Consider the following 11421-nt stretch of genomic DNA (forward strand, 5'->3'; position numbering starts at 1 on the left):
TCAACGATCTGCTCTTTAACTCCCGGCTTTCGCGCTTCATAGCGGTAGGTAAGCTGGAATACACGGTGACAGCACTGACACCGGAAGCGTTCGCGCTTAGTTGGACTAAGGCCATGTCGATAAATTTCATCTGAATGGCAGCGAGGACAATGAACAGAAACTGTAACCACGTGGAAACCTCAAATAGAGGCAGAATATCACAAAAGTCAACTATTTGAAGGCATTACCCATACGTTAAATGCAGCCTACTCCAAATTTTCCGATAGCGCGTCGATACTGCCGGGCGATATCAAATAGCGGTGGCGTGCGCCGGTGCCGTTGTTCAGCCGGCTTAGCGGTAATCACGGCGTTATAGAGGCCGATCGCAACTGATTGACGGCGCTGGTCCGCTAGCGGTGGGCTTGGGGCTTGGGGCTCCGGGCTATGGAGGGTGAACGGCTTATTTTATTTCGCCGTGGCGGCGGGAGGGGCATAACAAAGTGTGCAGCAGCACAAACTGACCCTACAGTTTTGCCGCGGCGTGCCGATAACATAATGTCTGGCGACAAGATCGCCGGTGTATCTGTTTGTGAAAGGCGAGAATATGCCTTATTTCCCCGAGCATTGGCCGGCTAAGAGTATGCATAAACTCGCCCGGCGCCCGGGGACAGCCAATAAATAACCTTCCGCCTGCACCAGGCTAAGGTAGATGGGTAATACCATGAAAAACAATATTCGTTACCGGCTAATCACCGTCAATTCACCTGTAGCAGCCCCTTTTTCCCCACTTTATCGGCAGGTGACATTATGATCTATACACTCGTCTTTTTGGCCGGAGGTATGGTTGGCTGTGCCATTGCCATTTTGGTGATGGCGTTATGTCATATGGCCCACAACGCCGATGCCGAGGTGGAAGAGGAGCAGAAGACTATCGCCCACCGGGAAAAACATAGCTGATCGTCGCCCACTGCTGCGGCGTCCGGTCGTTAAAGGCGCCCGCCCCTGCCGTGCATGAGCAAGGGCGCCTGCGCGATGCATAGCCGCCGTCCCGCGCAGCGTTGCCGGCAACACGCTTTCTTTACACCAGGGCGCACAGAGCAGCAACGCAGCAACGCAGCAACGCAGCAACGCAGCATGAAAACGACACAGCACGGTTTTTTGCGGTATCGGGTATTACCCCGGCTAACAGTTTTTACACCGACATGTTCATGACGTCCTGATAGGCGGATACCAGTTTATTGCGGACCTGTATGCCCATTTGCAGCGAAAGGGATGACTTCTGTAGATCAATCATCACATCGTTTAATTGTAAGTCGGTCTCACCGCTCGAATACGCTTGTGACTCACGGTTCGCCTGGATTTGCGTGTCGCTGATTTTATCCAGCGCGGCGCCGAGCTGCTGCGCGAACCCCGCCGATTGCCCCGCCACGTCGTGACTTATCATGCTATCCGCCGCGCGCGCGGTGGCGGTAAGTTGCGCCACTACCGCCTCAATACCCTGAACCGAAATTCCGTTTGTTTCCTTTTGTGATGTTGGCGCCACCTTAGCAGAAATCGCCGGGGGTTAAGCGAGCAATTAACGCTAAAAAACCCGGCTATTTAGGCCATCGATTTGCCTGCTCCAGTAAATAATACCCCTCATATTTGATGTTGTTCACCGAAAACCCCACGCGTACGCGCCAGGGAGAGAGTTTTGTTATCAGCAACGCAGCCCGTTACGTTCCATTGTTGGCAGGAATAAGGTATGAGCACGGTTAAAAACGGTTCCGCCACACAAGGTAAAAACCCTTTCGCTCCCTATCTGGAGCGGTTACGTGTTCATCCCAAATTGACCGCCGCGGTGGCGGTGGCGGCTGCCATCGCCCTGATTGTCGTGCTGGCGCTGTGGGCCAGAAGTCCTGACTATCGGGTACTGTATAGCAACTTAAGCGATCGCGACGGCGGCGATATCGTCACGCAGCTGACGCAAATGAATATCCCTTATCGCTTTTCGGAACAGGGTACGGCGTTGCTGATCCCGGCGGACAAGGTGCATGAAACGCGGCTGAAACTCGCGGGTCAGGGCCTGCCGAAGGGCGGCGCGGTGGGGTTTGAATTGCTGGATCAGGAAAAATTCGGCATCAGCCAGTTCAGCGAGCAGATCAATTACCAGCGCGGTCTGGAAGGCGAGCTGGCGCGTACTATGGAAACTCTCGGCCCGGTGGTGTCCGCGCGGGTGCATCTGGCGCTGCCCAAACCGTCACTGTTTATTCGTGAACAAAAAAATCCCTCCGCTTCGGTGACCCTGACGCTGCAACCCGGCCGGGTGCTGGATGATGGTCAGGTCAGCGCGATCGTCTATATGGTCGCCAGCAGCGTGGCCGGGATGCCGCCGGCCAATGTCACGGTGCTGGATCAGCAGGGGCATTTGCTGACCCAGGCCGATGCCAACGGACGTGAACTGAACGCAACCCAGCTCAAATTCAGCAACGAATTGGAAAACAGCTTTCAGCGCCGCATCGAAAATATTCTGGCGCCGGTGGTCGGTAGCGGCAATGTTCACGCGCAAGTTACGGCGCAAATTGACTTCGACAGTCAAGAGCAAACCGAAGAGCGTTACGCCCCTAACGGTAGCGGCGATAACGCCGCCATTCGCTCACGCCAGGCGTCTGAGAGCGAGCAGTTGGGCGGCGGCGCACAGGGCGGAGTACCGGGCGCGCTTTCCAATCAACCCGCTCCGGCCAATAGCGCCCCTATTGATAGAACGCCCGCCAACCGCGCCCCGGCAAAAACCGCGACGCGGCCGACGCCAAACGCCAACACCAACGCCAGCGCCAGCGCCGCGTCGGGGCGGGCGCCGATGTCGTCGTCCAATACCCGCAAGGATGAAACCGTTAACTACGAACTCGACCGCACGTTACGTCATGTCCGGCGCAACGTAGGCCAGCTCCAGCGGCTCTCGGTGGCGGTGGTGGTGAACTATCAGGGGGCCGGCGAGGATGCCGCCGGTAAACCGCTGCCGGCCGAAACGCTTAGACAAATTGAAGCCATCACCCGCGAGGCGATGGGTTATTCCAGCGAACGCGGCGACACGCTGAGCGTCATTAACACGCCGTTCATGCAAAACAACGACGGCGAACCGGCATTGCCGTTCTGGCAACAGCCTATGCTGCTCAACGCGCTGCTGAGCGCCGGACGCTGGCTGATTGTTCTGTTGGCGGCCTGGTGGCTGTGGCGCAAAGTGGTGAAACCGCTGGTGGCGAATAAAACCCCCGCGCCGCCCAGCGCGATCACACCGAAGCCCGGGCCGAGCGGGTACGCACATTGGCGGACAGCGATCCGCGCATCGTGGCCCTGGTAGTGCGTCAATGGATAGCGAACGAAATATGACTATGACCGGTATCGAGAAAAGCGCCATCTTGCTGTTGACCCTCGGCGAAGATCGCGCGGCGGAGGTGTTTAAGCATCTCGCCGTGCGCGAAGTGCAGCAATTGAGCAGCGCGATGGCCGGGTTGCGGCAAATTTCCCAGGCGCAATTAAATGAGGTGCTGAAGGAGTTTGAGGTCGCGGCGGACCAGTTCAGCGCGTTGAGCGTCAATACCGGCGATTATTTGCGCTCGGTGCTGGTGAAGGCGCTCGGCGAAGAGCGCGCCTCCAGCCTGCTGGAAGATATTTTTGAAACCCGTGAAACCACCACCGGTATGGAAACGCTCAACTTTATGGAGCCGCAGAGCGCCGCCGATTTGATTCGCGATGAACATCCGCAAATTATCGCCACCATTCTGGTCCATCTGCGGCGCAGTCAGGCCGCCGATATTCTGGTGTTGTTCGACGAAAAATTGCGTAACGACGTGATGCTGCGTATCGCCACGTTTGGCGGGGTACAGCCCGCCGCGCTGGCGGAATTGACCGAGGTGCTCAACGGCCTGCTGGACGGTCAGAATCTCAAACGCAGCAAGATGGGCGGTATTCGTACCGCCGCCGAGATTATCAATTTGATGAAAACACAGCAGGAAGAGGCGGTTATCAATGCCATGCGCGATTTCGACCGCGAACTGGCGCAGAAGATCATCGACGAGATGTTCCTGTTCGAGAATTTGGTGCAGGTGGACGACCGCAGTATCCAGCGCCTGCTACAGGAAGTGGAAAGCGAGTCGCTGATAATCGCTCTCAAAACCGCCGACGAACCCCTGCGCGAGCGGTTCTTGTCCAATATGTCCCAGCGGGCGGCGGATATTCTGCGGGACGACCTCGCCAACCGCGGGCCGATCCGCATGTCGCTGGTGGAAAACGAACAGAAAGCCATTTTGCAGATCGTCCGCCGCCTGGCCGAAAGCGGCGAGATCGTGATAAGCGGCGCCGAGGATTCCTATGTCTGATAGCCATGATGCCGCCTGGCGTCCCTGGTCGCTAACGGATTTCGCGCCGCCGCCGGGAGCGCGCCCCGCGCCGGCCAACGACACCAGCGAGCAGCACCATCAGCAGCTCGCGCTGGCGCGGATGCGGGAAAAAGTGCTGCAGGACGCCCGGGAGGCGGGTTTCGCGCAAGGGCAGCGCCAGGGTTTTGAGCAAGGGCAGCAAGAAGGTTTTCAGACGGGCCTGCAGGCCGGTCTGGAGGAAGGCCGCGCTCAAGGACTGCGTGAACAGCAGCCGGCGATTGCCCGGTGGCAAAATCTCGCCATTGAATTTCAACATAGTCTGGACGCCATGGATACCCTCATCGCCGACCGTCTGGCACAGTTAGCCATGAATGCCGCCCGGCAGGTACTGGGCGCACTGCCCGCGCAATGGAACGACATCATGGCCGCGCCGATACAGCATTTGTTGCAGCAAGAACCGGCCTTTAGCGGCCCGTTGCAACTGCGGGTCCATCCCGCCATGCTGCCGTTGGTGGAACAACATCTGGCCGAGACGATCGAACAATTGGGCTGGCGCCTGCAGGCCGATCCCCAGTTGCACCCGGGCGGTTGCACGTTGAGCGCCGCCGACGGCACGCTGGACGCGTCGCTGGCCACCCGCTGGCGGGCGCTTTGCCGGTTGGCAGCGCCGGAGGTGCTCTAGATGACCGCGCGGCTTAAACGCTGGCTCGGCGCGCTGGATGCGCTGGAACAGCGGCTGGCGCCGGTCCCGCTGGTACGGCGCTGCGGCCGGCTGACGCGGGCGACGGGTCTGGTTATGGAGGCCAGCGGTCTTCAGTTGCCGCTGGGCGCCGCCTGCCGGGTGGTGCGGCGCGGTGGCGATGACGCCGCCGAGGTAGAGTGCGAGGTAGTGGGCTTCAACGGCAACAGACTGTTTTTGATGCCGCTCGAAGACGTGGAAGGCATTGTGCCCGGCGCCGAGGTGGTTGCCGCCGGGCAGGAGGCGGATCACGGCAAGCAGCTTCCCCTCGGGCAGGCGCTGCTGGGACGGGTGCTGGACAGTCGCGCCAGACCGCTCGACGGCCTGCCCGCCCCTGTCGCCCTGGTACGGGCGCCGCTTATCACCAAGCCTTACAACCCTCTGCAGCGTACGCCGATCACCGAGGTGTTGGATGTCGGCGTTCGCGCCATTAATGGCATGCTGACCGTCGGTCGGGGGCAGCGTATCGGGCTGTTCGCCGGTTCCGGGGTCGGTAAAAGCGTGCTGCTCGGCATGATGGCCCGCTATACCCGCGCCGATGTCATCGTGGTCGGGCTTATCGGCGAGCGCGGCCGGGAGGTCAAAGACTTTATCGAGAATATCCTCGGCAGCGAGGGACTGGCGCGATCGGTGGTGATTGCGGCGCCGGCGGATGTTTCGCCACTGCTGCGCATGCAGGGCGCCGCGTACGCCACCCGTATCGCCGAGGATTTCCGCGATCGCGGCCAGCACGTGCTGCTGATTATGGACTCGCTGACCCGCTATGCCATGGCGCAGCGGGAAATCGCGCTGGCCATCGGCGAGCCGCCCGCCACCAAAGGCTATCCCCCGTCGGTGTTCGCGCGCCTGCCGGCGCTGGTGGAGCGCGCCGGCAACGGCATCAGCGGCGGCGGCTCGATCACCGCTTTTTATACCGTGCTGACCGAAGGGGACGATCAGCAAGATCCCATTGCCGATGCCGCGCGCGCGATACTGGATGGCCACATTGTCTTGTCGCGGGATTTGGCGGAAAGCGGCCACTATCCCGCCATCGATATCGAGGCGTCTATCAGCCGGGTAATGACCGCGCTGGTGACGGCGGAACAGGAACGTGATGTCCGCCAGTTAAAACAGCTGCTGTCACGCTACCAACGCAACCGCGACCTGATAAGCGTCGGCGCCTATGCGTCCGGTAGCGATCCGCTGCTGGATCACGCGATCGCCCTTTATCCCGCTATCGAAAGTTTTTTGCAGCAGGGCATGCATGAAGCGTGCGGATATGACGAGGCGCGACGGCAACTTCAGGCCCTATTCGCCCCGGCTGGAGAGGGGGCATGATGTCCAGTCAGGCCCTCACGCGCCCCCGTGCATACCCGGTAAAGGGGCTTCAAGCGCCTGCGGTTTCGTCCGTCGACGACGTGGATAACGTCATTTTACCGGCCACGGCGCTGCGCGCTGCGCGCTGCGCCCGCGCGGGAGGGCAAATGAAAATACCGTCGGCGCTTGACGTGTTGCGCGCCCGCGCCCGTGAAGATAGCGACCTGGCGGCAAAGGCGCTCGGGCAAGTCCGACACGCCTGCCAACAGGCCGCGGCCAAATTGGAACAATTGCTGGCGTACGAGCTGGAGTACCGACAAAAGCTGCAATCCGGCCTGACCGCCGGCATTGTCTCCGGCGATTATGAAAATTTTCAGCACTTCATTTTGACGCTGGAAACCGCTATCGCCCAGCACCGCCACGCGCTCAATCAGTGGAAAGAAAAGTTACATCAGGCGATGGCGCTTTGGCAAAGTAAACAGCAACGGTTAAATGCTCTGAGCACGCTGCATTCGCGTCTGTAGCGATGCAAAATATTCTGGACTAATTTGCAGACAATTCTGGACCCCTTTAAATCCTAAAAAATGGCTATTTTGGACAGTCCAGAATTGTTTGCAAAAAAATTATCAAGCAAAATTGCAGATGATTAACTCGCGCTTGCGTTGACGATTACTACCCAATCAGTATTTCAGGTCAACAATGTTGAATGAAGTAGGCTATCCATGCTTGCGTATTGCTCCAGAGCGAATGCCATCCATAGTCCTGAGTTCGCCAACAGATAAAGTGGATGAAAAATTGCCGCCTTCCTCTCCAATGCCGGACTAAATCAATTCCCGTAAAAATAGATTTTTATTGATCATTTGCACCATGATCTATAGCATTGTGATGCTATCTAATATTTATTAAATCTTTCTGATATCCCAATTAACTTGAAGATACAGGCAGATAAAGCGCGATGACCTTACTGCCCGGGTCTTCTGCTGGATAGGCGACTGCATCTTGAAGTATTTTTAGTATATGTCATTGTCATCTACATAAGATAAAAGTTTTATAAAACAATATTTTGCATGTTTAGAGTTTTTTCGTGAATTTTGATTTATAATTTACATTTTGATTTATATAAGTAGATAGCTACATGCTATTAAATTTACATGAAATTAACATATGGTAAACATAATGACTATTTCCTTATCTATCGTTGTTGCAGTTCATAACCTTGAAAAGTACGTATCTGCATGTTTAGATAGCGCGTTATCAGCGATGAAAGATGTACATGATTATGAAATAATATTACTCGATGATTCATCTTGCGATGATTCTCCTAAAATTATGAAAGAGTATTCTATAAAATATTCGCAGATCCAATATTTCCGTGTTGAGTATAAGAACATAGGAAGAGTAAGACAATATGCATTAAGTCAATGTCAAGGAAAATATTTTACCATCCTTGATGGTGATGATACTGTTTATGGGGATTTTTTAAAAAATATACTTCCTTTTTTAAGGATAAAAGATTTTGACTTACTCGCTACACCAATAGAAGGAGACTGTATCAAAAATTATACTATCCCAAAATACGTACGGAAAAAGGATTTTATAAATATGTACTTGAAAGGAAAGAAAATTCAGGGACATTTTGCAGGTAAATTTTATCGGACGTCATTACTAAAAAAAATTGGAATAGTGGAAAAAAAATATTATGAAGATGAATACACTTTACTTAAAGCACTTCCTTTAATTAAGGATGTTTTCTTTTCAAAAAGCAGCTTTTATAGTTATTTCAAAAGAGAAGATAGTTTAACTAATAGTTTAAACACCAAGCAGATTACTGAACGAATGAATTTAGAAAAAATAAAAATCCAAACGCTAAAGCGACAAGGACCAATTGCCTATTGTAGCGCAATAAATGAACTAAGAAAATTGTCTCCTGAGTATTTGCATGAAGAATCCATCAAAATCCTCATTGACATGTGCAAAGAAATATCAATGACGAGGTTCATTTTATCACCATTTGTTAGAGTTAGTGACAAGAAAAAATATTTGAAATTGAAGGCAAGTAAATTATTGTAACCATGAGTGATTTGTCCATGAGTGAAAAACATAAAGAGTCAATGAAAAAATACATCGCGAAACTTTTTTTCTGTTCCTTTTTTGTTATTTTGCCGTTAGCTTTTATTGACGAAAAAGCAAGTAGGATTTCTTTCTATTTTTGTGGTTATTTGGGTTTGCTGGGCATAGCAACTAACTTCAGAGAAAGCCTATCTTCACTTTCAATCTGTAAGATGATACTTCCTCTATTACTACTGTCATTATTATATAGTACTTGGTCATTATTGTGTGAATTAGTTTCTCATAATGCCCAGGGGACGTTGTTCACACCAGGTAAACGTTGGTTTGTGGCTGCAGTGATTAGCTGGTATGCTGTATGGTTATATAATCAAGACAGGATTCAAAGTGCGTTCATACGTCGGTGTTGTATACTTTCTATATCGGTTACATTCATCATCGCAAGTATCTATGGTATATGGCAATATATTGAGACATCAGATCGCATAGTTTTTGCTGTGGATCGAGCCACAGGCGCCGCATATCAATACAGCGCACTATCGCTGGTACTTATAGCTGTAGTAATATGTGATAAGTTAAGTCTTAAAAAGAAATATGTTATTTTCTCTTCGGGACTGCTGTCAATATATGTAGTTTTCCTTACCGAAACTAGATCTGTAATGTTCATCCATACATTAGCCGTAATCATGCTAATCTTACATGTGATATTCAAAGATAGAAAAATAAACTCAACTCCCTTGCTATTCATAATACTGACCTTCGCATCAGTAATCTACAGTAATTGGAATGTAATTTCATTACGTTATAATCAAACTAAGCAAGAAGTCTCACTTTATCAACATGGTAATGACAATACTTCACTAGGTGCCAGATTTACGATGTGGCGTGTAGGCGTCATGACATTTATCAATGCACCGTTAGGTGAAACACAATACTCTAGAAATAAAAAAATACGTAACTTTCTGCATTCTGAAAGAAATCAAAACTCCGATGCGCTAAAATACCTAGATGTTCACTTGCATAATGAAATTATTCAAACCGCCTCTTTGTTCGGTATATTTGGAATTTCTATATTATGTTTTTTTTATTACACACTGATTTTTAGCAATGGTCTCTGTAAGAGATTCCCATACAATCCAATTTCAATATTATCTTTGTCTGCTATGCTATATGGCTTAACTGATGTTATTTTAACTTCAATAGAATATGTGGTGGTATTCTCTGTGCTTCTTTTAACCTCTTGGCTAGCGTGTTATAATAAGGCAAGCAATGCCATAGAAAATTAAAACTCACTTTTATAAATACTTTTAGTGGTTAAAATTCCGCAATGTGAAAAATTGCGGAATTAGAACATTCTTTATTAAATTTAGTAACATTAATGATAATTCGTGACTCTGGTTATTTGACGAGATAATATTAATTAATCAGAACTTTTTTCATCAGGTAACATCGGCCATATGACACATGAATCCGAAGTTAAATCCATTGATTTCAACGCTTTGATGTAATCAATCCATATCTGAAGCTTGTTTTTATCTTCATCAGAGATAGATCCCAGTAGTAATTCGCTATGCCACTCTCTGATCATTGTACAGGCCATGTCGATGAGATAATCTCTTTTGGTTATCGCTTTTTCTAGGTGAGCTATTTTTTCTGCGTTCTCATCCTTCACCCATGCACTTCCATTCCACTTGTCGTATTGTCCTGAAGGCGCTATGTTGACAGTATGTTTAGGAGTCGTGCAGAGTTGAGTAATAAGAACAGGTGAACCATTTCTAATATCATAAACTATTTCTCTTCGGTGATCCTCTGCAAGTGACCATTCTGCATTACGTTCATCAAAGACAGCGACATGTCCCGCAGGGATTTCTGGTGGTGGCAGCAGGGCACAATTGGCTGGTAAATCGTTGTGAGGAAGAATATAAGCATCACTTTTATCGATAAATTATTTTGTATCAGCACGTAAATTGTAAACAGTCATGACTTGGGGTTTATCAGATTTTTCAAAAATCATTATGCCAGCCTCACAATATAATTAAATGCAATATTATCTACTGTATTCTCCATATTTCCTGTTTCATTGATGGTAATAGCATGTCCATGCGAACCTATATGAACATTATGTGCATGTGGGCCAATGGCAACAGTATGTCCGTGATGACCCGCTGCAGACGTTGTTCCAAATGTATTACCTAGATTGCTACCGACATGTTGATCGCTACCACCTTCCTTTCTCATTGCAGAGCCCCAGGTGTGGGTATGTTCTCCCTGCCCATCCGTCCCTTTATTACCATAATCAAAAACGTCCGTGGCTTTTGAACCTAAATCTGTATTGGACACCGTTGCTGAATGCGTGTGGGATTGAATGCCACCCGCCTCTCTGCTGAGTATGGCTCGTTCATCAGATTTACCTTTGATGGTCTGGCCACGCATATCAGGAATGATCCCTGATGGGTAAGCCATTGCCAATTTCGGATATTTGCTTTTATCAAACGTCTGTCCCTGCATCAGGGCATAACCTGCAGGAATATTATCCGACGGCCAGGCAATAGGGGCACCGACTGGCAAGATACTGGCGCTGGTCTCCGCCGCAATACTTGTTGCAATCGCTTTAATTGCCGCCAGTAGTTGTGCGGACTGGCTACCATCGGGCTTCATGCCCACTTCGGCCAGAATATTCTTATGCTCCGTCTGGGTGTCAATCATCGCCCCCTGAATAACCCCGAGTTTATTAGAGAGTAATTTTGGCAATACTACGCCGCTTCCTCTGATGCTAATTGCAAAGCGTAATAGTTCATTTCGGCTTCAGTAGGAGGGATGTAACCCAGCCGCCCGAGCAGCCTTCTGTTGTTGTACCAGTCCACCCAGTCCAGCGTGGCCAACTCCACTTCCGTCCGGTTTTTCCAGCTCCCGCGGTGGATAACCTCCGTTTTGTACAACCCGTTGATACTCTCTGCCATCGCATTATCGTAGGAGTCGCCG

The 11421-nt window shown here is 50.9% G+C and carries 12 protein-coding genes and 1 pseudogene; 8 read left to right on the top strand and 5 right to left on the bottom strand.

The genetic code is table 11. The annotated features are described in order from the left end of the window. Positions 1 to 170: IS1 family transposase (locus CINSTRO3249_RS16515; RefSeq protein ID WP_143146886.1), on the bottom strand; the 170-nt coding region annotated here is incomplete at its 3' end. Positions 171 to 786: 616 nt separating this feature from the next. Here CINSTRO3249_RS16515 and CINSTRO3249_RS17180 point away from each other — a divergent pair. Then, positions 787 to 936, top strand: coding sequence for a hypothetical protein (locus CINSTRO3249_RS17180; protein ID WP_174249754.1), 150 nt, complete (start codon positions 787 to 789; stop codon positions 934 to 936). A gap of 235 nt (positions 937 to 1171) precedes the next feature. Here the strand turns inward: CINSTRO3249_RS17180 and fliE are convergent, their stop codons facing one another. Continuing rightward, complete coding sequence (gene fliE / locus CINSTRO3249_RS07550; RefSeq protein WP_074012830.1) at positions 1172 to 1489, bottom strand: flagellar hook-basal body complex protein FliE; 318 nt, start codon at positions 1487 to 1489, stop codon at positions 1172 to 1174. Between the two features lie 234 nt (positions 1490 to 1723). Between fliE and fliF the strand changes: the two are divergent. The 7 genes and pseudogenes from fliF (at position 1724) to CINSTRO3249_RS07585 (ending at position 9725) form a co-directional block, all read left to right on the top strand. Beyond that, a pseudogene (fliF, locus tag CINSTRO3249_RS07555) lies at positions 1724 to 3348 on the top strand (flagellar basal-body MS-ring/collar protein FliF). Then, positions 3345 to 4337 carry a flagellar motor switch protein FliG gene (fliG, locus tag CINSTRO3249_RS07560; protein ID WP_074012823.1) on the top strand — a complete coding sequence of 331 codons (993 nt, stop codon included), beginning with the start codon at positions 3345 to 3347 and terminating at the stop codon, positions 4335 to 4337. Before fliF ends, fliG begins: the two are co-directional and overlap by 4 nt. Continuing rightward, positions 4330 to 5019, top strand: a complete 690-nt coding sequence (locus CINSTRO3249_RS07565) for a flagellar assembly protein FliH (protein WP_074012824.1) — start codon at positions 4330 to 4332, stop codon at positions 5017 to 5019. Before fliG ends, CINSTRO3249_RS07565 begins: the two co-directional genes overlap by 8 nt. After that, positions 5020 to 6393 (top strand): flagellar protein export ATPase FliI, encoded by a 1374-nt coding sequence (fliI, locus tag CINSTRO3249_RS07570; protein ID WP_074012825.1) that lies wholly within the window; start codon positions 5020 to 5022, stop codon positions 6391 to 6393. It begins immediately after the preceding gene. Positions 6394 to 6473: 80 nt separating this feature from the next. Continuing rightward, entirely contained in the window at positions 6474 to 6896 is a 423-nt protein-coding gene (gene fliJ, locus CINSTRO3249_RS07575; protein WP_174249755.1) for a flagellar export protein FliJ, read from the top strand. Between the two features lie 652 nt (positions 6897 to 7548). Then, the gene (locus tag CINSTRO3249_RS07580) at positions 7549 to 8442 is read left to right on the top strand and encodes a glycosyltransferase family 2 protein (protein ID WP_174249756.1); all 894 of its coding nucleotides are present in this window, start codon (positions 7549 to 7551) and stop codon (positions 8440 to 8442) included. A gap of 2 nt (positions 8443 to 8444) precedes the next feature. Beyond that, positions 8445 to 9725, top strand: coding sequence for an O-antigen ligase family protein (locus tag CINSTRO3249_RS07585; RefSeq protein ID WP_074012828.1), 1281 nt, complete (start codon positions 8445 to 8447; stop codon positions 9723 to 9725). A gap of 134 nt (positions 9726 to 9859) precedes the next feature. Here CINSTRO3249_RS07585 and CINSTRO3249_RS17590 read toward each other — a convergent pair whose 3' ends face one another. The 3 genes from CINSTRO3249_RS17590 to CINSTRO3249_RS07600 all read right to left on the bottom strand — a co-directional run. Continuing rightward, positions 9860 to 10381, bottom strand: a complete 522-nt coding sequence (locus CINSTRO3249_RS17590) for a tail fiber assembly protein (RefSeq protein ID WP_371441373.1) — start codon at positions 10379 to 10381, stop codon at positions 9860 to 9862. Between the two features lie 71 nt (positions 10382 to 10452). Further along, positions 10453 to 11190: a phage tail protein gene (locus tag CINSTRO3249_RS07595; protein ID WP_074012829.1), complete on the bottom strand. Its 738-nt coding sequence runs from the start codon at positions 11188 to 11190 to the stop codon at positions 10453 to 10455. 2 nt (positions 11191 to 11192) lie between these two features. Beyond that, a partial coding sequence (locus tag CINSTRO3249_RS07600) for an integrase core domain-containing protein (RefSeq protein ID WP_143146879.1) occupies positions 11193 to 11421 on the bottom strand: 229 nt, incomplete at its 5' end.

It is taken from the genome of Candidatus Sodalis sp. SoCistrobi, from assembly GCF_900143145.1.
In the GTDB taxonomy this organism is placed as follows: Bacteria; Pseudomonadota; Gammaproteobacteria; order Enterobacterales; family Enterobacteriaceae; genus SoCistrobi.

Bases quoted from the DNA above. Each gene is read 5' to 3' on its own strand.
- CINSTRO3249_RS07565 (WP_074012824.1), top strand. From the start codon at position 4,330: ATGTCTGATAGCCATGATGCCGCCTGGCGTCCCTGGTCGCTAACGGAT.
- fliI (WP_074012825.1), top strand. From the start codon at position 5,020: ATGACCGCGCGGCTTAAACGCTGGCTCGGCGCGCTGGATGCGCTGGAA.
- CINSTRO3249_RS07580 (WP_174249756.1), top strand. From the start codon at position 7,549: ATGACTATTTCCTTATCTATCGTTGTTGCAGTTCATAACCTTGAAAAG.
- CINSTRO3249_RS17180 (WP_174249754.1), top strand. From the start codon at position 787: ATGATCTATACACTCGTCTTTTTGGCCGGAGGTATGGTTGGCTGTGCC.
- fliG (WP_074012823.1), top strand. From the start codon at position 3,345: ATGACTATGACCGGTATCGAGAAAAGCGCCATCTTGCTGTTGACCCTC.
- CINSTRO3249_RS07585 (WP_074012828.1), top strand. From the start codon at position 8,445: ATGAGTGATTTGTCCATGAGTGAAAAACATAAAGAGTCAATGAAAAAA.